Here is a 25,142-nt window from a genome sequence, read left to right on the forward strand (position 1 = left end):
ACGGTGAATCACACCGCTGATGCACCGTTTACGCCAGCGGAAAAAGTCGCACCATGGTACGAATTAGAGTATAGGCTCTAGGGACTTCAAGCCCAGACGAGAGACCGCCGTGACCTCGCCCATCGCTTTGCCTCCTGTGCATTCCGACACCGACCTTGAAGCGACGTTCGCCGCTCAGCGCCAAGCCTTTGCCGGCAACGCCATGCCGCCGGCGGCACAGCGGCGGCAGTGGCTGAAAAGCCTGCGTGAAGCGCTGCTTGCAGACCAACAGCAGCTGATCGCGGCTATCGATGCTGACTTCGGAGGGCGCAGCGCCGACGAGACCCTGCTGGCCGAACTACTGCCATCGGTGCAAGGCATTCGCCATGCCGAACGCCACCTGCAGCGCTGGATGCGTCCGGTCCGGCGCGCTGTGGGCCTGGCCTTCCAGCCAGCCAGCGCTCACGTGCTGTACCAGCCGCTGGGCGTGGTGGGCATCATCGTGCCGTGGAACTACCCGCTGTTCCTCGCCATCGGCCCCCTGACCGGTGCCCTGGCGGCTGGCAACCGGGTCATGCTCAAGCTCAGCGAGTCCACCCCGGCCAGCGCGCAGGCACTGAAAACCTTGCTGCAACGGGTGTTTCCCGAGGACCTGGTCAGCGTGGTGCTGGGTGAAGTCGAAGTCGGCCAGGCGTTCGCGCGCCTGCCCTTCGACCACCTGCTGTTCACCGGCGCCACCAGCATCGGCCGCCAGGTCATGCTGGCAGCCGCGCAAAACCTGACCCCGGTAACCCTGGAGCTTGGCGGAAAATCGCCCGCCATCGTCTCGGCCAGCGTGCCACTGGACACGGCCGCCGAACGCATCGCCTTTGGCAAGACCCTCAACGCCGGCCAGACCTGCGTCGCACCCGACTATGTGCTGGTGCCGCGCGAGCGCCTGAACGACTTCACCGATGCCTATCGCAAGGTCGTGCAGCGCATGTACCCACGCATCGCCGACAACCCTGACTACAGCGCCATCATCAACCCACGGCAGTTGCAGCGCCTGCAGCACCTGCTGGACGACGCCCGTGGCAAGGGCGCCCAGGTGCTCGACCTGTACCCGGACGAGACACGCCAGGGCCGACGCCTGCCGCCGCACCTGCTGACCAGGGTCAACGACAGCATGCAGGTGATGCAGGACGAGATCTTCGGTCCGTTGCTGCCGCTGGTGCCTTACGACCACCTCGACGAGGCCCTGGACTACATCAATCAACGCCCTCGCCCCCTGGCGCTGTACTACTTCGGCTACGACCGCAGCGAGCAGCAGCACGTGCTGCAGCACAGCCATTCTGGCGGCGTGTGCTTGAACGACACCCTGCTGCACGTGGCCCAGGACGATTTGCCATTCGGCGGTATCGGCCCTTCTGGCATGGGCCATTACCATGGCCATGAAGGTTTCCTGACCTTCAGCAAGGCCAAGGCGGTGCTGGCCAAGCAGCGCTTGAATGCCGCGCGGCTGATCTACCCGCCCTACGGCAAGGCCTTGCAACGCCTGATCTACAAGCTGTTCATCCGCTGATGCAACGTCGTGACCTGCTGCGCTTCAGCCTGGGCGCCAGCCTTTTCCTGAGCACCGCCAGCCTGGTCGGCTGCAGCGCGCAAACGCCCGCAGCCGGCTACCTGGTGCTGCGTGACGATGACCTGCCGGCCCTGCTTGCGCTGATTCCGGTGGTGCTCGCCGGCACCTCGGCCAACGACGAACTGGTGCTGCACAGCCTCGACCACAAACTGGCAGCGCTGTCGCCGGAAATGCTCAAGCTCACCCGGCAATTGTTCGATGTGCTCAACCTGCCGCTGACCCGTGGCCCTTTGACCGGGATCTGGGGGGCCTGGGAGCAAGCCAGCAGCGCGCAGGTAACGGCCTTTCTGCAGCGCTGGCAGGACAGCTCGCTGAACCTGCTGCGCATGGGCCATGCCTCGCTGCTGCAGCTGCTGCAAATGGCCTGGTACGAGCGCCCGGAAGCCTGGGCCGCGTGCGGCTACCCCGGCCCACCCAAGATCTGACAACAAGAGCATCTTCAATGCCAGTAACCGACCCGTTTCGCCAAGGCCTCGATCGCGGCTGGATCAGCCATGACGGCTCACGCCTGGAGCAGGACCTGACGCTGGAGGCCGATATTGCCGTGATCGGCAGCGGAGCCGGCGGTGCCACCAGTGCGCAGATGCTCAGCGCAGCAGGTTACAAGGTGTTGCTGATCGAAGAAGGCCCGTTGAAGACCAGCAGCGACTTCCATCTGCTGGAGAACGAGGCCTACGCCAGCCTGTACCAGGAAGGCCTGGGGCGGATGAGCAAGGATGGCGCCATTACCATCCTGCAAGGCCGCGCCGTCGGCGGGACCACGCTGATCAACTGGACCTCGAGCTTTCGCACGCCACCGCAGACATTAGCGCACTGGGCCGCAGCGCATGGCGTCACGGGCCTGGGAGAGAAAGACATGCAGCCCTGGTTCGAGCGTATCGAGCACGACCTGGGCATCACGCCCTGGGCGATGCCGGCGAACGCCAACAACGAGGTACTGCGACGCGGCTGTGAACAGCTTGGCTATCGCTGGGCGGTGATCCCGCGCAACGTCCGCGGTTGCTGGAACCTCGGCTATTGCGGCATGGGCTGCCCGGTGAATGCCAAGCAATCGATGCTGGTCACGCGTATTCCGGCGACCCTCGAAAATGGCGGTGAACTGCTCTACCTCGCCCGCGCCGAACGCTTCGAACACAATGGCGAGCGTATCGCCCGGCTGCAGTGCCAGGCGCTGGATGCTCAAGGCGTACACGCCACCGGCCGGCTGATCAGCGTGCGAGCCCGCCACTACATCGTGGCCGGGGGCGGTATCAACAGCCCGGCCCTGCTACTGCGCTCCAAGGCTCCCGACCCGCATGGCCGCCTGGGCAAACGGACCTTCCTGCACCTGGTCAACTTCAGTGCGGCACGCTTCAATGACCGTATCGACCCGTTCTACGGCGCTCCTCAGTCGATCTACAGCGACCACTTCCAGTGGCAGGACGGCGTCGATGGGCCGGTCGGCTACAAGCTGGAAGTGCCGCCTTTGCACCCGGCCCTGGCCAGCACGTTGCTCGGTGGATACGGCAGCGACAATGCCCAGCGCATGGCCGAATTGCCACACACTCACGTGATGCTGGCTTTGTTGCGGGACGGTTTTCACCCCGAAAGTACAGGCGGGGCGGTGGAATTGCGCGGTGACGGCTCACCGGTGCTGGATTACCCGCTCACCGACTACCTGCGCGACGGCCTGCGTCGCGCCTATCACAGCATGGCGCAAATCCAGTTCGCTGCAGGCGCCCAGCAGGTCACGCCGGTCCACAGCGACGCCGGCGCCGCTGCCAGCCTGGGCGAAGCTCAGCGCATGATCGACGCCTTGCGCCTGGAGCCGTTCCGCACCCGGCTGGGCAGCGCCCATGTCATGGGGGGCTGCGCGATGGGCGACGACCCGCGCCAGGCGGTCTGCGACAGCCTGGGCCGCCATCACCAGCTGGAAAACCTGTCGATCCACGACGGTTCACTGTTCCCCACCAGCATCGGCGCCAACCCGCAGTTGTCGGTGTACGCCATCAGTGCCCGGCTGACCGAGGCCTTGGCTGCCCGCCTGGCACAGAGTGCATGACAACAAATACACGCCCTGTCTATAGTGCCATCAGCCGGCCGCATGACTTGGCCGGGCGCAATCGCTGCGCTACCATCCGACTCCCCAACGCACTCCAGCCAGGATGACGCGATGAACCGAGTGTTGTACCCGGGTACTTTCGACCCCATTACCAAAGGCCATGGCGACCTGGTCGAGCGCGCTTCGCGCCTGTTCGACCACGTGATCATCGCGGTGGCGGCCAGCCCGAAGAAAAACCCCCTGTTCCCACTGGAACAACGGGTCGAGCTTGCCCGTGAGGTCACCAAGCACCTGCCCAATGTCGAAGTCATCGGCTTCTCGTCGCTGCTGGCACACTTCGCCAAGGAGCAGAACGCGAACGTGTTCCTGCGCGGCCTGCGCGCGGTGTCGGACTTCGAATACGAATTCCAGCTGGCGAACATGAACCGGCAACTGGCGCCCGACGTCGAAAGCCTGTTCCTCACGCCTTCGGAGCGCTATTCGTTCATTTCTTCGACGCTGGTGCGGGAAATAGCCGCGTTGGGCGGAGATATCAGCAAGTTCGTCCACCCTGTGGTGGCCGAGGCGCTGACCGAACGCTTCAAGAAGTAACCTTGAGCGCCTGATCATCGCGCCCGCGTGCACTGCGGGCGCGAATGCGGCACAATTGTGCCCAAAGCGTTGAACATGCCCGGGCGCAGCGCCCCGGCCGGAGTCCCCATGTCCCTGATCATCACCGACGATTGCATCAACTGCGACGTCTGCGAACCCGAGTGCCCGAACGAGGCCATCTCCCAAGGCGAAGAGATCTACGTGATCGACCCGAACCTGTGCACCCAGTGCGTGGGTCACTACGACGAGCCGCAGTGCCAGCAGGTCTGCCCGGTCGACTGCATCCCACTGGATGAAGCGCACCCGGAAACCGAAGACGAGCTGATGGCCAAGTACCGCCGGATCACCGGCAAGGCCTGAGCGCAGACGGCTAGCGCTGGCAACGCGGGCAGAACACGCTCGCCCGCTGCCCCAGCTTCACCTCGCGCAAGGCCGTGCCGCACAGCTTGCACGGCATCCCGCCCCGCCCGTAGACGAACAATTCCTGCTGGAAGTACCCCGGCTGCCCGTCGCCGCCGATGAAATCGCGCAAGGTCGTGCCGCCCTGCTCGATGGCCGCCGCCAGCACCCGTTTGATCTCGATTGCCAGCTTCAGGTAGCGCGCCCGGGAAACCCCGCCCGCCTCGCGGCGCGGGTCGATGCCGGCAGCGAACAGCGCCTCGGTCGCGTAGATGTTGCCCACGCCGACTACCACCGCGTTGTCCATGATGAAGGGCTTGACCGCCATCGAGCGCCCGCGCGACAGCTGGAACAGCCGTTCACCGTCGAACAGGTCGGTCAGCGGCTCCGGCCCCAGGCGCAGCAACAGTTCGTGGTTGAGCGGGTCGAGGCTCCAGAGCATGGCACCGAACCGTCGCGGGTCGGTGTAACGCAGCATCAGCCCCGATTCCAGCTCGATATCGACATGTTCATGCTTGGCCGCTGGCAAGCCCAGCTCCACCAGGCGCAAGTTGCCCGACATGCCCAGGTGGCTGATCAAGGTGCCGACCTCGGCGTTGATCAGCAGGTATTTGGCCCGGCGCTCGACGCTGACGATGCGCTGCCCGGACAGCCGCACGTCGAGGTCTTCGGGGATCGGCCAGCGCAGCCGCCGGTCCCTCACCACCACACGGCTGACGCGCTGGCCTACCAGGTGGGGTGCAATCCCGCGCCGGGTGGTTTCGACTTCAGGTAATTCCGGCATGAATCAGTGCCCGCCCAGCTCGCGAATGTTCTGTTTCAGGGTCTCGAAGTCGTACTCCGACAAGCCGATATAGTCCAGCACCAGCGGGCCGACCGCATTCCACTCGTGGTCGACGTTCTGGTTGCCCAGCACGCGGTACGAGGCGCAGATGTGCTCGGCCATCTTCAGCACGGCCAGCAGGTTCTTCAATTGGCTCTGGGTATTGCGCGGCGAGTCTTCGCGGAAGACCGCCAGGGCATTGTGGTGGTTGGCGATGGCCGCGCTGATGTGCTCCGGCAGGCGCCAGGACTTGGCCGTGAAGTAGCCGACCACGGAATGGTTGGTGTTGAAGGCGCGGTTCTCGGTATCGACCACGCGTGTTTCCTCACCGGCCTTGGCGTAGGCGTCTTCGAGCACCTGCATGTACTCGGGGAAGCGCTTGAGCATCAGCGGTACGCCGCAATCGTGGAACAGGCCGAGGGTATAAGCCTCGTCGGCCGCCTGGATGCCGGTACGCTTGGCCAGGGTCAGGCAGGTCATGGCCACGTCCTGGGCGGTATCCCAGAAGCGGTTGAGGGTGACGATGGTCTCGTCGCTCATCTCGCCCTTGATCGACTGCGCATTGATCAGATTGATGATCGAACGGCTGCCCAGCAGGTTCACCGCACGCTGGATCGAACCGATCTTGTTCGACAGGCCGAAATGCGGCGAGTTGACCAGCTTGAGCAAGGCACCCGCGAGGCCAGGGTCCTGGGAAATCAGCTTGGCGATGGTTTCCAGATCCGGATCAGGCATGTACTGCTCGAACTGCAGGTCGACCATGATCTGCGGCTGCGGCGGAATGGTGATGCCTTGCAAGGCTTGCTGGATCTGTTCGGCGCTGAGTTCTTGGGACATGCGTGCACACTCGTGAAGGACGAAGGATTCTAACCCCGTAGTCCGGCACCACACCAATCGCCGAAGGTGGGCCACGTGGTAAAAATTCAGACAATTGGTGTCTGTTCCGCGCTCTTCGCGGCCCTGCAATTCAGCAGGCAAAGGGCCAACAGGCTATAATCCCGCTCTTTTTTCCCGGAGCGACGTCATGTCCCTGCCCAGCCTTCGCCTTAAAGCCAATGCCGACCGCCGCCTGCGCGCCGGCCACCTGTGGGTCTACAGCAACGAAGTCGACGTCTCCGCGACCCCGCTGCAAGGCTTCCAGGCCGGCCAGCAGGCAGTGCTCGAAGCTGCCAATGGCAAGCCGCTGGGCATCGTCGCCCTGAGCCCGAACAACCTGATCTGCGCCCGCCTGCTGTCGCGTGACATCAAGCTGCCACTGGACAAGTCGTTGCTGGTGCACCGCTTGAACGTCGCCCTGTCCCTGCGCGAGCGCCTGTTCGACCAGCCGTGCTACCGCCTGGTATACGGCGATTCAGACCTGCTGCCGGGCCTGGTGGTCGACCGTTTCTACGACATCCTCGTGGTGCAGCTGGCCTCGGCCACCATGGAAGCGCACAAAGACGACGTGATCGCGGCCCTGATCCAGGTGCTCAAGCCCAGCGGCATCCTGTTCAAGAACGACTCAGCCGCCCGCGACGCCGAAGGCCTGCAGCGCTATGTCGAAACCGTCTACGGTGAAGTACCGGACTGGGTCCCGCTGGAAGAGAACGGCGTCAAGTTCGAAGCCCCGGTACGCGAAGGCCAGAAAACCGGCTGGTTCTACGACCACCGCATGAACCGCGCACGCCTGGCCCCCTACGTCAAAGGCAAGCGCGTGCTCGACCTGTTCAGCTACATCGGTGGCTGGGGCGTGCAGGCCGGTGCGTTCGGCGCCAGCGAAGTGTTCTGCGTGGATGCCTCGGGCTTTGCCCTTGATGGTGTCGAGCGTAACGCTGCGCTGAACGGCATCAGCGAGAAACTGACCTGCATCGAAGGCGACGTGTTCGAGGCCCTGCGTGAGCTGAAGGCCGCCGAAGAGCGCTTCGACGTGATCATTGCCGACCCACCCGCCTTCATCAAGCGCAAGAAGGACCTGAAAAACGGCGAAGCGGCCTACCGCCGCCTCAATGAACAGGCCATGCGCATGCTGAGCAAGGACGGCATCCTGGTCAGCGCCTCGTGCTCGATGCACCTGCCCGAGGACGACCTGCACAACATTCTGCTGACCAGCGCTCGCCACCTGGACCGCAACCTGCAACTGCTCGAGCGCGGCGGCCAGGGCCCGGACCACCCGGTGCACCCGGCCATCGCCGAAACCCGCTACATCAAGAGCATCACCTGCCGCTTGCTGCCAAACAGCTGACCCCGCACGGCCCGGGGGCGCGATGCGCCCCGGGCTGGCATCAGATCTCCAGCACCTGCGAGGCGATCCCGAAGTACACCAGCACCCCCGCCGCATCGGCGATCGAGGTCACCAGCGGGCCACTGGCGGTCGCCGGGTCGAGCTTCAGGCGAGTGAACAGGAACGGCAGGCTCATGCCGATCAAGCTGCCGATCAACACAATCACCAGCATGCTGCTGGCCACGATCACGGCGACGTCCGTGCCACCCCGCAATGCTCCCAGCGATGCGACCGCCAACGCCATGGTGCCACCGAGCGCCAGTGCCACCCCACATTCGCGGACCAGCATGCGCATCCAGTCGCGCATGACCACCTCCCCCGTCGCCAACGCCCGCACCATCAAAGTGGCCGACTGCGCCCCGGCGTTGCCCCCGCTGTCCACCAACAAAGGCAGGAAGAACACCAGTACGATATGCGCGGCGATGGTTTCTTCAAAGGCGGCGATGCCGGCGCCGGAAAACAGATTGCCGAACACCAGCAGCACCAGCCACAGCACTCGCTTGCGGTACAGCAGGCCGACCGTGGCATTGCGCAGGTTACCGACGTGATTGGTGATCGATGCGCCTTTGTGGAAGTCTTCGGTAGCCTCTTGGCGAAGCTTGTCCAGCGCTTCGCTGGTCTGGTCGTGCGTGAGCGGTTGATTACAACGGATGCAGTTTGTGCAGACAGAATACATGTGAGTCTCCAGGCGCCGACGCAGGCACCCGCGAGCCTCGAACCCAGGGATTCAAGCCATAGCAAGCCCTGGCAGCAACGCGCTCAGTGCCAATTTACAAGTTCGGGGTGAACTGAAACTGGGAAGGTCCATTGAAGTGATTTCTCGTGAAGCCGCACATGCGGCGCCGCGGATGATAGCCAGTACGGTTGGCAAGGTCTGCCCCGCTGGCAGCATTTCAGAAGCGTCCTACAAATAGCTGGAATCCCCTCCGAAACCACCGTCCAGACACATCTTCATTCCCTCGCCGCGCCAGCGGTGTAGAATCGGCCTATTCATCGCCAGTCATCCCCGGCGGGTTTATGAGCTCTGGCCAAGCACGCGGCGATCCCGCGCGGTCTTCGGCCCCATCCGTGCCAGTGGCAACCGGCCTGCGGCACAAAGGACAAGAGAAGCTCACTCCCCTTTTTGTGACCTGATTAAGCCGCCAGGAGTGTTTCATGCCTGATTATCGTTCCAAGACTTCCACCCAAGGCCGCAACATGGCCGGCGCCCGCGCCCTGTGGCGTGCCACCGGGATGAAGGACGAAGACTTCAAGAAACCGATCATCGCCATCGCCAACTCGTTCACCCAGTTCGTCCCGGGCCACGTGCACCTGAAGGACCTGGGCCAACTGGTCGCCCGCGAGATCGAACGCGCCGGTGGCGTGGCCAAGGAATTCAACACCATCGCGGTCGATGATGGCATCGCCATGGGCCACGACGGCATGCTGTACTCGCTGCCAAGCCGCGAGATCATCGCCGACGCCGTCGAATACATGGTCAACGCCCACTGCGCCGACGCCATCGTCTGCATCTCCAACTGCGACAAGATCACCCCCGGCATGCTGATGGCCGCCCTGCGCCTGAACATCCCGGTGATCTTCGTCTCCGGCGGCCCGATGGAAGCCGGCAAGACCAAGCTGGCCAGCCACGGCCTGGACCTGGTCGACGCGATGGTCATCGCCGCTGACTCCACTGCCAGTGACGAAAAAGTCGCCGAGTACGAGCGCAGCGCCTGCCCGACCTGCGGTTCGTGCTCCGGCATGTTCACCGCCAACTCGATGAACTGCCTGACCGAAGCCCTGGGCCTGGCCCTGCCGGGCAACGGTTCGACCCTGGCCACCCACGCCGACCGCGAGCAGCTGTTCCTCACCGCCGGCCGCACCATCGTCGAGCTGTGCAAGCGCTACTACCAGGAAAACGACGAGTCTGTGCTGCCGCGCAGCATCGCCAACTTCAAGGCGTTCGAGAACGCCATGATGCTCGACATCGCCATGGGCGGTTCGACCAACACCATCCTGCACCTGCTGGCTGCAGCCCAGGAAGGTGAGGTCGAGTTCGACCTGCGCGACATCGATCGCCTGTCGCGCAAGGTGCCGCAGCTGTGCAAGGTGGCGCCGAACATCCAGAAGTACCACATGGAAGACGTGCACCGCGCTGGCGGCATCTTCAGCATCCTCGGTTCGCTGGCCCGTGGCGGCCTGCTGCACACCGACCTGCCGACCGTGCACAGCCGCAGCATGGAAGAAGCCATCGCCAAGTGGGACATTACCCAGACCGATGACGAAGCCGTGCACACCTTCTTCAAGGCAGGCCCGGCCGGCATCCCGACCCAGACCGCGTTCAGCCAGTCGACCCGTTGGGAAACCCTCGACGACGACCGTGAAAACGGCTGCATCCGCAGCTTCGAGCACGCCTACTCGCAAGAAGGCGGCCTGGCTGTGCTGTACGGCAACATCGCCCTGGATGGCTGCGTGGTGAAAACCGCTGGCGTCGACGAGTCGATCCACGTGTTCGAAGGCACCGCGAAGATCTTCGAGAGCCAGGACAGCGCCGTGCGCGGCATCCTCGCCGACGAAGTGAAGGCCGGCGACATCGTGATCATCCGTTACGAAGGCCCGAAAGGTGGCCCGGGCATGCAAGAAATGCTCTACCCGACCTCGTACCTGAAGTCCAAGGGCCTGGGCAAGGCCTGCGCCCTGCTCACCGATGGCCGCTTCTCGGGCGGTACCTCGGGCCTGTCGATCGGCCACGCCTCGCCGGAAGCCGCCGCTGGCGGTGCCATCGGCCTGGTGCGCGACGGCGACAAGGTGCTGATCGACATCCCCAACCGGTCGATCAACCTGCTGGTCAGCGACGAAGAGCTGGCTCAGCGCCGCATCGAGCAGGACAAGAAAGGCTGGAAACCAGCTGAAGTCCGCCCACGCAAGGTGACCACCGCGCTGAAGGCCTACGCCCTGCTGGCGACCAGTGCCGACAAAGGTGCTGTGCGTAACAAGGCGATGCTTGAAGGGCTGTGAGGCTCTGACCGCGTGAAAGAGAAACCGGCGCCCTGAGCGCCGGTTTTTTTATGCCTGTACCGGCCCTACTGAATCTGCTCCGGCGTCACGATCACCCAGTTCTTGTCCGCCGTCACCGGCAACCCTTCCTTCGCCTGCGCCGTCGCGTTCTTCGCGATCATCCCGTTCAACTGCTCCATGTACTTGGCCTTGCGGTTTATCCACAGGTGGATGCCCCCCTTGTCTACATTCACGCCATGGAACTGCATGTAGCCATCGCTGGTTGGCGTATCGCCACCCACCAGCACCGGCCTCTTCCATTCATCGATGTAGGTCAGGATCGCCGCCTGCTTGCCTGCCATCCAGGTGGCTGGTGTCCACAAGTAAGGCGTCAGTTCCAGCCCTTCGTTGGCCTTCGCGTCATATTGCCCGGCGCTGATCTGCTTGCGCGCCGTGGTCAGCTGGCCATTGGCGCGATCCTTGAGCAACAGGCTGACGCCAATCACGTTTTGCGGTTTGACGTTGTAGCCGTACTTAGGATCGGAAGCGACCATCCTCACCAGCTCTTCAGACGCCGCCGAAATCACATAGACCTCGATGCCATTCTCCATCAGCTTGTTATACAGCTCGGCCTGGCCAGTGAAGACCTTTGGCGGCTGCACCTCGATGGCCTTGACCTGATCGCCTTCGAAGTAGGTGCTGGGGATCGGCTTGCCCGAGGCCATCAGCTCATCGACCTGAGCCTTGAGCTCTTTGAGGGTGAAGCCGGCAAACACCTGCGCCACCCACGGGTAGCAGACCATGTCGTCGATCTCGCACAGACGGTAGTAGTAGCTGAACAGGCTCTCCTTGTGCTCGGCCGTGTCCTTGAACGGGATCAGCTTGAGCGACGGGTCGAGTTTGTCGCGGGTCAGCAGACCCTTGTTTTCCATGAACGGCAGCAGCGCTTCTTCGAGGTCGTAGCGGTAACTGGTGTTGTCCATGTCAAAGACTGCGTAGTTACCTTTGTGGGCATTGGCGGCAATCATGGCATCGAGCTGTTTGGCTGCATCGGTGGGCCAGTGCTTGAGCTCGGTGGCGAAGCTTTCGACACTGAACAGCAGGGACAAACCCAGGACCAGGGCTTTCGGAGCGAACTTCATGTGCGAATCTCCTGAAATGACCCGGAAAAACTAGTGCAACATTCGCCGATTCCGACCCCTCACAACGACCTTCACAAAACTGTAAACGTCGTGTGCATTGCTATCCGCGACAACCTGTTATTCCATAAACGACTAAGCAAATTACTTTTGGGTATAAATTCGTTTCTTTTCAGGCTGTTAGCATTTCCGTTCGCAATCGCTCACCAGAGGCGATGCCTCTTCTGCTTTTTCCTGGAGCTTCAATGAACCTGCCGTTGTCCCTCAACCTGCTGGCGTTCCTGGCCCTGCTGCTAGGCCTGGCGCAAACCGGCCGCACCGATTGGAGCCTGGCCAAGAAGGTCCTGCTGGGCCTGGCGCTGGGCGTCGCGTTCGGCCTGGCCCTGCACACCATTTACGGCGCCGGCCACCCGGTACTCAAGGCCACCATCAGCTGGCTGGACCTGGTCGGCAACGGCTACGTCGGCCTGCTGCAGATGATCGTCATGCCGCTGATCTTTGCCTCGATCCTCAGCGCCGTGGCCCGCCTGCACAACGCCTCGTCGCTGGGCCGCATCAGCGTGCTGAGCATTGGTACCCTGCTGCTGACCACCGCCATTGCCGCGCTGATCGGTATTGTCCTGACCAACCTGTTCGGCCTGAGCGCCGAAGGCCTGGTGGCCGGCGCCCAGGAAAGCGCGCGCATGCAGGTTATCCACAGCGACTACGTAGGCAAGGTTGCCGACCTGAATATCCCGCAGCTGCTGCTTTCGTTCATCCCGAGCAACCCGGTTGGCGACCTGGCCCGGGCCAAGCCGACCTCGATCATCAGCGTGGTGATCTTCGCCGTATTCGTCGGCCTGGCCGCGCTGCAGCTGATCAAGGACGACGCCGAGAAGGGCGCGCGCGCCCTGTCGGCCATCGATACCCTGCAGGCCTGGGTGATGCGCCTGGTACGCGTGGTGATGAAGCTCACCCCTTACGGCGTACTGGCGCTGATGACCAAGGTGGTGGCCAGCTCGAACCTGGAAGACATCCTCAAGCTCGGCAGCTTCGTGGTGGTGTCGTACCTGGGCCTGGCGCTGATGTTCGTGATCCACGGCATCATCCTGGCCGCCACCGGCGTGAGCCCGCTGCGCTTCTTCCGCAAGGTCTGGCCAGTGCTGACCTTTGCCTTCACCAGCCGCTCCAGTGCCGCCAGCATCCCGCTGAACATCGAAGCGCAAACCCGCCGCCTGGGCGTGCCGCAGTCGATTGCCAGCTTCAGTGCATCGTTCGGCACCACCATTGGCCAGAACGGCTGCGCGGGCCTCTATCCAGCCATGTTGGCCGTGATGGTGGCGCCAGCGGTGGGCATCGATACCTTCGACCCGCTGTGGATCGCGACCCTGGTGGCGATCGTGACGCTGAGTTCTGCGGGTGTGGCTGGCGTCGGCGGCGGTGCGACCTTCGCTGCGCTGATCGTGCTGCCAGCCATGGGCTTGCCGGTCGAGCTGGTGGCGCTGCTGATTTCGGTGGAACCGCTGATCGACATGGGCCGCACGGCGTTGAACGTGAATGGGTCAATGACGGCGGGCGTGGTGACCAGCCAGCTGCTGAAAGAGACCGACAAGGAAGTGCTGGCCGGTGATGAGCATGCCGAGCTGAGTCATACCTGACATATTGCCGGGGGCTGCTTTGCAGCCCCCGCATTTTCAGATCTTGTCCCAAACTTCGAAGTGGTAAGCCGGCTTGCCTTCTTCAACCTGTGCCTCACTCGACACCAACCTCCACTGGCCCTCATCGAACTCCGGGAACCATGCATCCCCCTCCGGCGCCATTTCCACCCGCGTCAGGTACATCCGGCTCACCAGCCCCTTCTCCAACGCCTGCCCATACAGCTGCGCCCCGCCAATCAGCATCAGCTCGCCAACGCCCTGCTCACGCGCCCATTGCTCAGCCCGCGCCACCGCTGCCTCCAGCGAAGCGAACACCTCGGCCCCGGCCAGCTCCAGACCCGCCTGCCGGCTGACCACGATGTTCAACCGCCCCGGCAACGGCCGGCCCAACGAATCCCAGGTCTTGCGCCCCATGATGATCGGCTTGCCCAGGGTTGTGGCCTTGAAGTACTTGAAGTCCCCCGGCAGGTGCCAGGGCATGGAATTGTCGATGCCGATCACGCGGTTCTCGGCATGAGCCGCGATCAGGCTGAGGGGGAGTGATGTATTCATGCCAGCGAGGATAGCACCGGGCGTGTGGGTTATGCTTCTGCCCTGAACCACGCAATGGAAGACCTTGTGACTGCACCAACTGCACTGGACAAGCGCTGGCTCACCGAAGCGGTACGCCTGCGCGAGGAACACGCCGGCCTCCTGGACGATCAGGAGGCCAACCGCCATGCCCGCCAAATGGGCGGTGACCTGGCAGCACGCATCGAAACCCGCGCGCTGTTTCTCGCCGAACGCGATGGCCTGGGCACTGCCCTGCGCCACTGGAAGCAGGGCGCCCGCCTGGCGCTGCTGGCCCTGATGCTGTTGGCCGTTTTCAGCGGCGCAGGCTTGGCTTTCGCCGCACTGGGCGATGGGCAGCGCCCGGTCAACGTGTTCTGGGCCCTGGGCAGCCTGCTCGGGCTGAACCTGCTGTTGTTGCTGGGCTGGGCCGTGGGCCTTGCCTTGAGCGGCGAGCACGGCGCCAGCCTCGGCCGCCTGTGGTTGTGGCTAAGTGAGCGCTTCGCCCGCGACGCCAAGGCCGCACACCTGGCGCCAGCACTGCTGGTGCTGCTGCAACGCCAACGCCTGAATCGCTGGCTGCTCGGCGTGCTGGTGCACAGCCTGTGGCTGCTGGCAATGATCGCCGCCCTGAGCATGCTGCTGGCCTTGCTGGCAACCCGCCGTTACGGCTTCGTCTGGGAAACCACCCTGCTGGCCGCCGACCCGTTCATTCACCTGACCCAGGCCCTCGGCGCCCTGCCCTCGCTGCTCGGTTTCGCCGTACCGGACGAAGCGATGATCCGCGCCAGTGGCGATACCTTCCCCGCCCTGGATGCCGCCCGCCAGGCCTGGGCCAGCTGGCTGCTCGGCGTGGTGCTGGTGTACGGCTTGCTGCCGCGCCTGCTGCTGGCCGGGCTGTGCCTGTGGCGCTGGCACCAGGGCCGTGCCCAGTTGGCGCTGGACCTCAGCCTGCCCGGCTACGCGCAATTGCGCGATGCACTGATGCCGCGCAGCGAACGCATCGGCGTGCAGGACGCCGCTCCCGATGCCCTCCCGCAGTTTCAGGCCGGCCAGCTGGAAAGCGGCAGCAGCGGCGCCCTGCTGGTAGGCCTGGAACTCGACGACCAGCGCCCCTGGCCGCCCGCCTTGTCCAAGGCGGTAACCGATGCGGGTGTGCTCGACAGCCGCGAGTCGCGCAACAAGCTGCTCGAACAGCTCAGCCGTTTCCCGCCGGCACGCCTGGCCATCGCCTGCGACCCACGCCGCTCACCTGACCGTGGCAGCCTGGCGCTGCTCGCGGAGCTGGCACGCAATGCCGGCGACACCCGCATCTGGCTGCTTCAGGCTGCCCCCGGCCAGGCCCTGGACGCCGAACGCCTGGGCGACTGGCACGACGCCCTCGACCGCCTCGGCCTGCCCCATGCCGACACTTCGCCCCTGACCTGGCTGGAGCATGGCCATGACTGAGCCGCTGAAACTGGCCGTGGTCGGCCACACCAACGTCGGCAAGACTTCGCTACTGCGCACACTCACCCGCGACGTCGGCTTCGGCGAGGTCTCCCACCGCCCCAGCACCACCCGCCATGTCGAGGGTGCGCGACTCTCGGTTGACGGCGAACCACTGCTGGAGCTCTACGACACCCCCGGCCTGGAAGACGCCATCGCCCTGCTCGACTATCTCGAGCGCCTGGAGCGCCCAGGCGAACGCCTGGACGGCCCGGCCCGCCTCGAACGCTTCCTGCAGGGCAGCGAGGCACGCCAGCGCTTCGAGCAGGAAGCCAAGGTGCTGCGCCAATTGCTGGCGAGCAATGCCGGCCTGTATGTGATCGACGCCCGCGAGCCCGTGCTGGCCAAGTACCGCGACGAACTGGAAGTGCTGGCCAGCTGCGGCAAGCCGCTGCTGCCGGTGCTCAACTTCGTCGCCAGCAGCCAGCACCGCGAGCCCGAATGGCGTGAAGCCCTTGCCCGGCTTGGGCTTCACGCATTGGTGCGGTTCGATAGCGTAGCCCCGCCAGAGGATGGTGAACGCCGTCTGTACGAAAGCCTCGCACTGTTGCTGGAGGACGCCCGACCCGCCCTGCAACGGCTGATCGACGACCAGCAGGCCCAGCGCCTGGCACGCCAGCACAGCGGCAAGCGGCTGATCGCCGAGCTGCTGCTCGACTGCGCCGCCTGCCGACGCAGCGTCGAGGCCGAACCGGCAGCTGAAGCCAGAGCTATCGAGGCCTTGCGCCAGGATGTACGCCAGCGTGAACAGCGTTGCGTGGAGGCACTCCTCAAGCTGTATGCCTTCCGCCGTGAGGATGCCAATGCCGGTGATTTGCCGTTGCTGGATGGGCGCTGGGGCGATGACCTGTTCAATCCCGAAACCCTGAAGTTGCTGGGTGTGCGCCTGGGTAGCGGCGTGGCGGCCGGGGCTGCAGCCGGTGCCGGCGTTGACCTGCTGGTTGGCGGCCTGACCCTCGGTGCTGCGGCGTTGGCGGGCGCCATTGCCGGTGGTGCACTGCAGACTGCACGCAACTATGGGGCGCGGCTCATGGGCAAGCTGAAGGGCCAGCGCGAACTGACGGTGGATGACACGGTGCTGCGGCTGCTGGCGTTGCGTCAGCAGCAGTTGATGGTGGCGCTGGATGGCCGCGGGCATGCGGCACAGGACAGCATTCGCTTGGGCGAGCTGGATGAGAAGGCTTGGCGTGAAGGCAAGCTGCCGGAGGCCTTGAGCAAGGCGCGGGCGCATCCACAGTGGTCGACGCTCAATCCTGGGGCAAAGCTCAAACAGGCTGAGCGGCAGGAACAGCTGGAAGCATTGGTTTCACAGATCTGATTCAGCAGGTCTGGCCTCTTCGCGGGACAAGCCCGCTCCTACAGGGGAACGCACTCTCTGTCGGAGCGGGCTTGTCCCGCGAAAGGGCCTGTACAGGCAATCCTCAAAGCAAGGCCAATGCCTTCTCTTTCAGCACCACCAGATCCATCACCGGCACCCCGACCTCTTTGGCCATCTCGTCCCATTCGCGCATCTTCAAGCTCACCTCGAACAGCGAGTCGCGCTCGAACGCATCCGCCTCGGCCGCGCTCATCACGCCACCCTGGTATTCAAGGGTCCTGCGGCTTGCCTCGCTCAACCGGTCGTAATACCCCGGCTGGCGCAAGGTCAGGTAACGCTTGGCCTCCACGTGATATTGCACCAGCCGCGCCATGCGCTCGCCGAAGCCACAACGGCGCAGGTACTCGGCACCGATACGCTCATGGCTGACCACGCCATAGCCCCCCATGCTGGCGTCGCCGCCACACAGGTGGCCAATATCGTGGAAGAACGCCGCCAGCACCACTTCATCGTCGTAGCCTTCAGCCATGGCCAGCTGCGCAGCCTGGGACATGTGTTCGAGCTGGTTGATGGCTTCGCCGATGTAATCGTCGCTGCCATGCTGCTCATACAAGTTGAACAGCGTGTCGATGGTCTGGGCTGGCGTAAGCATTGGCTTCACTCCTGGGCTTTTTCTTATTGTTGCGCCACTTTCTCCGATTTGCCGTCATAGCGCTTGCGCCATTCAGTGAGGATCTCGTCGCGGTTCTTCGAGGCCCAGGCAAAGTCGTTCTTGATCAGGCGCTGTTCATAGTCGGCTGGCAGCTCGGTCTGCGGCTTGGCAATGCCTGGCGCGGCCAGTACGGCAAAGTTGTCCTTGTACAGTTCCATGGCGGCAGGGCTTGCCGAGAAATCAGCCAGGCGCTTGGCCGCATCAGCCTTTGGCGAGCCCTTGATCACGGCGGTCGCCTCAATCTCCCAGCCCAGGCCTTCCTTCGGCAGCACGATATCCAGCGGAGCGCCCTGGCGCTTGAGTTGCACGGCCGGGTACTCGAACGAGATACCGATCGGGAACTCGCCCGCCGCTGCCAGCTTGCACGGCTTGGAGCCGGAGTGCACGTACTGGCCGATGTTCTGGTGCAGGGCGTCCATGTAGGCCCAGCCCTGTGGCTCGCCGAAGGTCTGCAGCCAAGCGCTGACGTCAAGGAAGCCGGTGCCGGAGGAAGCCGGGTTAGGCATGACGATCTTGCCTTTGTATTCCGGCTTGGTCAGGTCCTGCCAGCTCACCGGTTTGCTCAGGCCCTGCTTCTCGGCTTCGACGGTATTGAAGCAGATGGTCGCGGCCCACACGTCCATGCCGACCCAGGCAGGCGGGTTGGCGGCGTCGCGGTAGTTGGCGGAGATCTTGCCCAGGTCTTTCGGCGCATAGGCTTCGAGCATGCCGTTCTGGTCCAGGATAGCCAGGCTGGAGGCGGCCAGGCCCCAGACCGCGTCGGCTTGCGGGCGGTCTTTCTCGGCCAGCAGCTTGGCGGTGATGATGCCGGTGGAATCACGCACCCATTTGATTTCGATGTCCGGGTTGGCCTTTTCGAAAGCCTGCTTGTAGTTCTTGAGCTGTTCGGCTTCCAGGGCGGTGTAGACGGTCAACTGGGTGGCTGCAGCCGAAGCCTGCAGGCTGAAGACGGCGGATACGGCAGCGGCAAGTGCAAGGGGCTTGAACATGATGCGTTTCCTATCAGTGTGGGCAGTCGGTCAATGGCCGGGCGCGCGCTGGCGCCAGGCCTGGGAGCGGCGCAGCAGGCCGCGGGAAGCACCAGCCAGCAGCAGGGAAGCAGCAGCGCTGGTCAGCAGGATCAGGGTCGACATGGCGGCGGCACCGCCGACGTTGCCGGCATCGTCCATGTTCAACACGGCGACGGCGGCGAGGATGGTGTCGGGGCTGTAGAGGAAGATCGCCGCAGACACGGTGGTCATCGCCGAGACGAACAGGTAGCGGATGATGTCCAGCAGCGCCGGCAGGCAGATCGGCACGGTGACCCGCACGAAGTGCTTGTAGAGCGGCGCCTTGAGCGACAGCGCGGCAGCTTCGAACTCGCCGTCGAGCTGGCGCAGTGCGGTGGCGGCGGTCATCTGCGCGGTGGTCAGGTAGTGGGCGATGGTGCACAGCACCAGCAGCGCCATGCCGCCATAGAACACGTGCAGCGGGTTGCCGTTGAGGTTGAAGAAGAACACGTAGCCCAGGCCCAGTACCAACCCAGGCACCGCCATGGGAATGAAGCTGAGCAGGCGCAGGGCCTGGTTGAGCAGGCGCTGGCCCTGGGTTTTCTCCATCAGGTAGGCGCCGGTGAAGATCACCAGGCTGCCGATCAGTGCGGTGCACAGGGCCATGGTCACGCTGTTGCGGTAGGCCAGCCAGCCGCCACCGGCAGTGTCGTCGAACATATAGTGCTTGAACGACAGGGTCAGGTTGTACGGCCAGAACGTCACCAGCGACGAGTACACCGCCATGCCGATTACCACCAGCAGCGCCGCGCAGACCACCAGCACAATGACCAGGAAGCAGGCATCACGGCAGCGCGACGGCTTGGGCTCGAACACCTGGGCACGGCCGCTCATTGCCTCGCCCTGGCGCCGACGCAACCAGGCATCGACGCCGAAGCTGAGCAGCGCTGGCAGCAGCAGGACCATGCCGATCAACGCGCCCCGGCCGAATTGCTGCTGGCCAACCACCGCCTTGTAGGCCTCCAGCGCCAGCACCTGATAGTCGCCGCCGACTACCACCGGTACACCGAAGTCGGTGATGGTCAGGGTGAACACCAGGCAGAACGCAGCGAACACCGCCTGACGCGTGGCTGGCCAGGTGATGCTGCAAAACGCCCGCCACGGCCCGGCGCCCATGCTCGACGCCGCGTCGAATAGCCGGGCGTCGGCCAGTGACAGGGCCGAGAGCAGGATCATCAGCGCATGGGGGAAGGTGTAGATGGCCTCGCCGAGGACAATGCCCCAGAAGCCGTAGATGTTGTCGCTGATTAGGCTGCGCAGCAGGCCCTGGTTGCCGAACAGGTAGACCAGGGCAATCGCCGGCAGCATCGACGGCGCCAGCAGTGGCAGCAGCGAAATGCCGCGCCACAGGCCCTTGGCCGGGATCAGCGTACGCTGCAGGGCGTAGGCGAAGAGGTAGGCCAGCGGCACCACGATCGCCGCCACGGTGCAGGCCACCGACAGGCTGTTGCCGAGCAGCCAGTGGAAGTTTTCGCTGGCGAACAGTTCTCGGGCGGCCAACAGGCCACCGCCCTGACCGGCTTCACCGCTGAAGCCTTTCCAGAAAATGGCCAGCAACGGCATCACCACGGCCAGCAGCAGAAGGACCAGCAGCAGGCTCTTGCCGCCGATGACGAACAGGCGGTCACCCAGGGCGACGTCGCTGCGTCGCGCATCCTTGGTCTGGGTCAGCGGCAGGGACATTGGCGCGGCCATCTCAGGCAAACACCTGCAGGCTCTGCGGTGGCAAGGCCACCCAGATATCCTGCGAGCCCAAGCGAGGCATGGCTTCCGGCGCCAGTTCGGCGAGCAGCGCATGGCCCGGCAGGGCCTTGAGTTCGAAGCTCATGCGGCAGCGGTTGCCGAGGAAGGTGATTTCGCGGACCTTGGCCGGGAACAGGTTTTCCTCATGCACCAACGGATTGACGGTGATCGCCTCCGGGCGGCAGAACAGCCGGCCACTGCGGGCGGTACCCGCGCTGCTCGCCAGGCGCATGCTCATGGCGCCGACCTGGGCGTGGCTGTCGCTACTGCGCTGGAACGGCAGCCAGTTGCCCTGGCCGACGAACTCGGCAACGAACGGCGTGGCCGGCTGGTCGTAGATCTCCTGCGGGGTCGCGTATTGCTCGACCTGGCCGTTGTTCATCACCGCAATGCGGTCGGCCATGAGCATGGCTTCGTCCTGGTTGTGGGTGACCATCAACGTGGTGATGCCCAGCTGACGCTGCAATTGGCGCAGTTCGGTGCACAGATGCTCACGCACCCGGGCATCCAGCGCCGACATCGGTTCGTCGAGCAGCAGCAGCGAGGGCGAAGGTGCCAGCGCACGGGCAAGGGCCACACGTTGCTGCTGGCCGCCGGAAAGCTGGCCTGGGTACTTTTTCTCGCTGCCGCTCAGGCCGACCAGCTCGAGCATTTCTGCCACACGCTGGCGGCTCTCGTCGCGGCTGCTGCCGGTCAGGCCGTAGGCAATGTTGGCTTCGACGGTCAGGTTGGGGAACAGCGCGTAGGACTGGAACAGAATGCCGTAGTCCCGGGCCTGGGGTGGCAGTTCGGAAATGTCCCGCTCACCGATGTACAGCGCGCCACGGTCCTGACGCTCAAGGCCGGCAATGCAGCGCAGCAGGGTGGTCTTGCCGCAACCGGACGGGCCGAGCAGGCAGACCAGCTCGCCAGCAGCGATGTCCAGGGACACGTCGTTGAGCGCCGTGAAGGCACCGAAACGCTTGTGGATACCGCGCACTTTCATCTGTGCGCCCGGGGTGGCGTGGTTCATGGCAAGGCCTCATCGAACAAGTGAGGCCATGCTAGGAACGCTGTGCGAAGGTTCTGTGGCTTTTGGGCAAAACCCGGTGATAGTGGTATAGGCAGATTTTGTAGTAGGCCGCTCCTACAGGTGCGAACCCACCACTTCCTGCGCCACACCGAGGAATGCCGCCGGCAACCGGGCCTGGCGCCGCTCCTTCAGGCAATACAGGTATTCATGCATCACCGGCGCATTCTCCAGCGCCAGCACCCGCAACTCCGGGTTATGCGGCACCTCATGCCGGGCAATCACGCTGATGCCGATATTGCGCAGTACTGCCTCACGGATCGACTCGCGGCTACCGATCTCCAGCAACGCCCCGGCCTTGACCCCGGCGTCCAACATCATCTGCTCGGTCAGCTTGCGCGTGGTCGAGCCCTTCTCGCGCATGAGCAGGCAATGCCCCGCCAACCCCTCGATGGATACCGCCTGCCGAAGGGCCAACGGATGATTGCGGTGCACCGCCACCACCAGCGGGTCGGTGCCCAGCACCCGCCGCACCAGCCGCGCATCCTCCACCAGCTGTGACGACGCCGCGATATCCACCCGGTAATCCTCGAGCATCTCCAGCACCTGCTGCGAATTGCCGATCTCCACCGTCACCTCGACCTGGGGCAGGCGTTCGCGGAAGATCTTCACCAGGTCGAGGATGTAGTAAGGCGCAGTGGCAGCAATGCGCAAACTGCCCTGGGCCTGGCCGCTGTTGCGCAGCTCGAACTCGATGTCGGCCTCCTGCTGCAGCAGCGCCTTGACCATCGGCAGCAGGCGCACGCCCTCCTCGCTCAGCACCAGGCGCCGGCCTCCGCGGTAGAACAGTTCCACCGCGTAATGGCTTTCCAGGTTGCGGATCTGCGTGGTCACCGTCGGCTGGCTGAGTCCGAGCTTCTTCGCCGCCAAGGTGATGCTGCCCAGGCGGGCCACCATGTAGAAGGCTTTGAGTTCGGCACTCAGCATTGCAGGACCTCATTTGCGCAGCAGGCGCAGACCATTGAATACCACCAGCAGGCTCACGCCCATGTCGGCGAACACCGCCATCCACATGGTGGCCATGCCGGCAAAGGTGATCGCCAGGAAAATCGCCTTGATGCCCAGCGCCAGAACGATGTTCTGCGTCAGGATCGCCGCACTTTGGCGCGACAGCCTGACGAACGCCGGGATTTTGCGCAAGTCGTCATCCATCAGCGCCACGTCGGCGGTCTCGATCGCCGTGTCGGTACCTGCCGCTGCCATGGCGAAGCCGATTTCGGCACGAGCCAGGGCCGGCGCGTCGTTGATGCCATCGCCAACCATGCCCACCCGGTGCCCTTCGACGTAGAGCTTCTCGATGCTGTGCAGCTTGTCGGCGGGCAACAGGTTGCCCGCGGCGCGGTCGATGCCCACCTGGGCGGCGATAGCCTGGGCGGTGTGCGGATTGTCGCCAGTCAACATGACGGTCTTGATGCCCAGTGCGTGCAGTTCGGCAATCGCCTGACGGCTGCTGTCCTTGACCGTATCGGCCACGGCGAACAGGGCCAACGGCCCGGAACGGTCGAGCAGCAGAACGACGGTCTTGCCCTGGCGTTCCAGCGTATCCAGTTGGGCTTCCAGCTCCGGCGAGCACAGGCCTAGCTCCTCGACCAAGCGATGGTTGCCCAAGTGGTAGGTTTCGCCGTCGATATCACCCCGCACGCCGCGGCCGGCCAGGGCCGCGAATTCGCTGACCTCGCTCAGCGCCAGGTTATGCGCCTTGGCGAACTGGGCGATAGCGCCCGACACCGGGTGATCGGAACGGTCGGCCAGGCTCGCCGCAAACGCTTGGGCACGGCCCTCGAAAAGGGGTTCAAGCACCTTGACGTCGGTTTGCACCGGTTTGCCGTGGGTGATGGTGCCGGTCTTGTCCAGGGCCAGGAAGTCCAGCTTGCGGCCGCCTTCCAGGTAGACCCCGCCCTTGATCAGGATGCCCTTGCGCGCCGCAGCGGCCAGGCCACTGACGATGGTCACCGGGGTGGAAATGACCAGCGCACACGGGCATGCCACCACCAGCAATACCAGCGCGCGGTACACCCAGTCGAACCAGGCACCGGCCATGAACAGTGGCGGGATCACTGCCACTGCCAGGGCCACTGCGAATACCACCGGGGTGTAGATGCGCGAGAACTGGTCGACGAAACGCTGGGTAGGCGCACGCGCACCCTGTGCCTCTTCGACGGCCTTGATGATGCGCGCCAGGGTCGACTGCCCTGCGGCCGCCGTCACGCGGTACTCCAGGGCGCCGGCCTGGTTGATGGTGCCGGCGAACAGCTTGTCGCCTGCTGCCTTTTCCACAGGCAAGCTTTCGCCGGTGATCGGCGCCTGATCGACACTCGATTGACCGCTGACCACTTCACCATCCAGGCCGATGCGCTCGCCCGGTCGCACCCGTACCAAGGCACCGATAGCTACCTCACGCACCTCCACCTCGCGCCACTGGCCATCGGCCTGCTGCACCGTGGCCATGTCCGGAGCCAGCTGCATCAGCCCGCCGATGGCATTGCGTGCACGGTCCAGCGAGCGCGCCTCGATCAGCTCGGCGACGGTGAACAGCACCATGACCATGGCCGCTTCCGGCCACTGGCCAATCAGCACGGCGCCGGTCACGGCGATGCTCATCAGCGCATTGATATTGAGGTTGCGGTTCTTCAGGGCGATCCAGCCCTTCTTGTAGGTGCCCAGGCCGCAGCCGAGGATTGCCGCCAGCGCGAGCGCGGCAACCAGCCATTCTGGCGCGAGGCTGGCGAAGTGCACGATTTCGGCGGCGATCGCGGCAACACCCGACAGCGCCAGCGGCCACCAGCGGGTCTTGAGCGGCTGCGCTGCAGGGGTGCTGCCGTCGTCTTCAGCGGCCAGCGGCTCGGCCTTCATACCGAGGCTGTCGATGGCGCGCTCGATCTCTCCGGTATCGCTCAAGGTATGGCGCACACCGAGCACACGGTTGATCAGGTTGAACTCGAGCTGCTCGACGCCCGCCAGTTTGCCCAGCTTGTCCTGGATCAGGGTCTGCTCGGTGGGGCAGTCCATGGCGTCGATGCGAAAACGGCTGAACTGCGCATGGCTGCTGGCCTTCTCGCGCAGTTGCACCAAAGCGGGCGCGGCACTGGAGCCACAGCAGCTGTGGGCGTGAGGGGCATGGCCGTGGTCTTCAACGCCATGGGCATGGTCGTGCGAATGCTTGTGTTCGTGGCTGACAGGCTGGTTCATGGGGTCATCCTTAAATTGAGCCTGTTGCCAAGTGAACACCCTGTAGCCACTATAGGGTCAAGCCATTTGCTGGAGATTTCGCCATGAAAATCGGAGAACTGGCCAAAGCCACCGACTGCGCCGTGGAAACCATCCGCTACTACGAGCGTGAACAATTGCTGCCGGAGCCGGCGCGCACCGAGGGCAACTACCGGCAGTACACCCAGGCCCATGTGGAGCGGCTGACCTTCATCCGCAACTGCCGAACGCTGGACATGACCCTGGACGAGATCCGCAGCCTGCTACGCCTGCGCGACAGCCCCGGCGATTCGTGCGGCAGCGTCAATGCGCTGATCGACGAACATATCGAGCATGTGCAGGCGCGGATCGATGGCTTGGTGGCGTTGCAGGAGCAGCTGGTGGAGCTGCGGCGGCGCTGCAATGCGCAGGGGGCAGAGTGCGCGATCTTGCAGCAACTAGAGACGAATGGGGCGGTATCGGTGCCGGATACAGAGCATTCGCATGTGGGGCGTAGCCACGGGCATTGACATTGCCGGGGGCGCTTTGCGCCCCCGCCAAT

The 25,142-nt window shown here is 64.3% G+C and carries 22 protein-coding genes; 11 read left to right on the forward strand and 11 right to left on the reverse strand.

Translation table 11 applies throughout. The features are described 5' to 3' along the window. Positions 1-109: 109 nt before the first annotated feature. The 5 genes from C2H86_RS10525 to C2H86_RS10545 all read left to right on the forward strand — a co-directional run bounded on the left by C2H86_RS10525 (position 110) and on the right by C2H86_RS10545 (position 4,592). Positions 110-1,540, forward strand: a complete 1,431-nt coding sequence (locus C2H86_RS10525; RefSeq protein WP_159412502.1) for a coniferyl aldehyde dehydrogenase — start codon at positions 110-112, stop codon at positions 1,538-1,540. Next, positions 1,540-2,025 carry a twin-arginine translocation pathway signal protein gene (locus C2H86_RS10530; protein WP_159412503.1) on the forward strand — a complete coding sequence of 162 codons (486 nt, stop codon included), beginning with the start codon at positions 1,540-1,542 and terminating at the stop codon, positions 2,023-2,025. The genes C2H86_RS10525 and C2H86_RS10530 overlap by 1 nt, the downstream gene beginning before the upstream one ends. A gap of 17 nt (positions 2,026-2,042) precedes the next feature. After that, positions 2,043-3,641 carry a GMC family oxidoreductase gene (locus C2H86_RS10535; protein WP_159412504.1) on the forward strand — a complete coding sequence of 533 codons (1,599 nt, stop codon included), beginning with the start codon at positions 2,043-2,045 and terminating at the stop codon, positions 3,639-3,641. Positions 3,642-3,752: 111 nt separating this feature from the next. After that, positions 3,753-4,232, forward strand: a complete 480-nt coding sequence (gene coaD / locus C2H86_RS10540) for a pantetheine-phosphate adenylyltransferase (protein WP_103446111.1) — start codon at positions 3,753-3,755, stop codon at positions 4,230-4,232. A 108-nt stretch (positions 4,233-4,340) separates the two neighbouring features. Continuing rightward, positions 4,341-4,592, forward strand: coding sequence for a YfhL family 4Fe-4S dicluster ferredoxin (locus C2H86_RS10545; protein WP_008095804.1), 252 nt, complete (start codon positions 4,341-4,343; stop codon positions 4,590-4,592). A 10-nt stretch (positions 4,593-4,602) separates the two neighbouring features. Here C2H86_RS10545 and mutM read toward each other — a convergent pair whose 3' ends face one another. Next, a complete protein-coding gene (gene mutM / locus C2H86_RS10550; RefSeq protein WP_159412505.1) occupies positions 4,603-5,415 on the reverse strand; it encodes a bifunctional DNA-formamidopyrimidine glycosylase/DNA-(apurinic or apyrimidinic site) lyase in 813 nt (270 codons plus the stop codon). A 3-nt stretch (positions 5,416-5,418) separates the two neighbouring features. Next, entirely contained in the window at positions 5,419-6,237 is an 819-nt protein-coding gene (locus tag C2H86_RS10555) for an HDOD domain-containing protein (protein WP_205524618.1), read from the reverse strand. Positions 6,238-6,478: 241 nt separating this feature from the next. Between C2H86_RS10555 and C2H86_RS10560 the strand changes: the two genes are divergently transcribed. Then, on the forward strand, positions 6,479-7,675 hold the full coding sequence (locus tag C2H86_RS10560; protein ID WP_110632876.1) for a class I SAM-dependent rRNA methyltransferase: 1,197 nt from the start codon (positions 6,479-6,481) through the stop codon (positions 7,673-7,675). A gap of 40 nt (positions 7,676-7,715) precedes the next feature. On the opposite strand, the gene C2H86_RS10565 is transcribed toward C2H86_RS10560, so the two are convergent. Then, positions 7,716-8,390: a magnesium transporter gene (locus tag C2H86_RS10565; RefSeq protein WP_240349700.1), complete on the reverse strand. Its 675-nt coding sequence runs from the start codon at positions 8,388-8,390 to the stop codon at positions 7,716-7,718. 479 nt (positions 8,391-8,869) lie between these two features. Between C2H86_RS10565 and ilvD the strand changes: the two genes are divergently transcribed. Continuing rightward, complete coding sequence (gene ilvD / locus C2H86_RS10570) at positions 8,870-10,711, forward strand: dihydroxy-acid dehydratase (RefSeq protein WP_103446120.1); 1,842 nt, start codon at positions 8,870-8,872, stop codon at positions 10,709-10,711. A 65-nt stretch (positions 10,712-10,776) separates the two neighbouring features. Here the strand turns inward: ilvD and C2H86_RS10575 are convergent, their stop codons facing one another. Continuing rightward, a complete protein-coding gene (locus tag C2H86_RS10575) occupies positions 10,777-11,832 on the reverse strand; it encodes a haloacid dehalogenase-like hydrolase (RefSeq protein ID WP_159412507.1) in 1,056 nt (351 codons plus the stop codon). 242 nt (positions 11,833-12,074) lie between these two features. Between C2H86_RS10575 and C2H86_RS10580 the strand changes: the two genes are divergently transcribed. After that, on the forward strand, positions 12,075-13,466 hold the full coding sequence (locus C2H86_RS10580) for an L-cystine transporter (RefSeq protein WP_159412508.1): 1,392 nt from the start codon (positions 12,075-12,077) through the stop codon (positions 13,464-13,466). A 36-nt stretch (positions 13,467-13,502) separates the two neighbouring features. Here the strand turns inward: C2H86_RS10580 and C2H86_RS10585 are convergent, their stop codons facing one another. Continuing rightward, positions 13,503-14,018: a dihydrofolate reductase gene (locus tag C2H86_RS10585; RefSeq protein ID WP_159412509.1), complete on the reverse strand. Its 516-nt coding sequence runs from the start codon at positions 14,016-14,018 to the stop codon at positions 13,503-13,505. Positions 14,019-14,072: 54 nt separating this feature from the next. Between C2H86_RS10585 and C2H86_RS10590 the strand changes: the two genes are divergently transcribed. Both C2H86_RS10590 and C2H86_RS10595 read left to right on the forward strand, forming a co-directional pair. Further along, positions 14,073-15,464: a DUF2868 domain-containing protein gene (locus C2H86_RS10590; protein ID WP_159412510.1), complete on the forward strand. Its 1,392-nt coding sequence runs from the start codon at positions 14,073-14,075 to the stop codon at positions 15,462-15,464. Beyond that, positions 15,457-16,821 carry a GTPase/DUF3482 domain-containing protein gene (locus tag C2H86_RS10595; protein WP_159412511.1) on the forward strand — a complete coding sequence of 455 codons (1,365 nt, stop codon included), beginning with the start codon at positions 15,457-15,459 and terminating at the stop codon, positions 16,819-16,821. The genes C2H86_RS10590 and C2H86_RS10595 overlap by 8 nt, the downstream gene beginning before the upstream one ends. Before the next feature lie 103 nt (positions 16,822-16,924). On the opposite strand, the gene C2H86_RS10600 is transcribed toward C2H86_RS10595, so the two are convergent. From C2H86_RS10600 to C2H86_RS10625, 6 genes are all read right to left on the reverse strand, one after another. After that, on the reverse strand, positions 16,925-17,473 hold the full coding sequence (locus C2H86_RS10600) for a phosphonate degradation HD-domain oxygenase (protein ID WP_159412512.1): 549 nt from the start codon (positions 17,471-17,473) through the stop codon (positions 16,925-16,927). Positions 17,474-17,496: 23 nt separating this feature from the next. Continuing rightward, on the reverse strand, positions 17,497-18,522 hold the full coding sequence (locus tag C2H86_RS10605) for a putative 2-aminoethylphosphonate ABC transporter substrate-binding protein (RefSeq protein WP_159412513.1): 1,026 nt from the start codon (positions 18,520-18,522) through the stop codon (positions 17,497-17,499). A 30-nt stretch (positions 18,523-18,552) separates the two neighbouring features. After that, positions 18,553-20,277 carry a putative 2-aminoethylphosphonate ABC transporter permease subunit gene (locus C2H86_RS10610; RefSeq protein WP_159412514.1) on the reverse strand — a complete coding sequence of 575 codons (1,725 nt, stop codon included), beginning with the start codon at positions 20,275-20,277 and terminating at the stop codon, positions 18,553-18,555. Position 20,278: 1 nt separating this feature from the next. Beyond that, the gene (locus tag C2H86_RS10615) at positions 20,279-21,337 is read right to left on the reverse strand and encodes a putative 2-aminoethylphosphonate ABC transporter ATP-binding protein (protein ID WP_159412515.1); all 1,059 of its coding nucleotides are present in this window, start codon (positions 21,335-21,337) and stop codon (positions 20,279-20,281) included. 114 nt (positions 21,338-21,451) lie between these two features. Beyond that, positions 21,452-22,321 (reverse strand): LysR family transcriptional regulator, encoded by an 870-nt coding sequence (locus C2H86_RS10620; protein WP_159412516.1) that lies wholly within the window; start codon positions 22,319-22,321, stop codon positions 21,452-21,454. A gap of 9 nt (positions 22,322-22,330) precedes the next feature. Further along, positions 22,331-24,583, reverse strand: a complete 2,253-nt coding sequence (locus tag C2H86_RS10625) for a heavy metal translocating P-type ATPase (protein WP_159412517.1) — start codon at positions 24,581-24,583, stop codon at positions 22,331-22,333. Positions 24,584-24,666: 83 nt separating this feature from the next. On the opposite strand from C2H86_RS10625, the gene cadR reads away from it, so the two are divergent. Then, positions 24,667-25,110 carry a cadmium resistance transcriptional regulator CadR gene (cadR, locus tag C2H86_RS10630; protein WP_159412518.1) on the forward strand — a complete coding sequence of 148 codons (444 nt, stop codon included), beginning with the start codon at positions 24,667-24,669 and terminating at the stop codon, positions 25,108-25,110. The last annotated feature ends 32 nt before the right edge of the window (positions 25,111-25,142 follow it).

It is taken from the genome of Pseudomonas putida, assembly GCF_009883635.2.
In the GTDB taxonomy this organism is placed as follows: domain Bacteria; phylum Pseudomonadota; class Gammaproteobacteria; order Pseudomonadales; family Pseudomonadaceae; genus Aquipseudomonas; species Aquipseudomonas putida_W.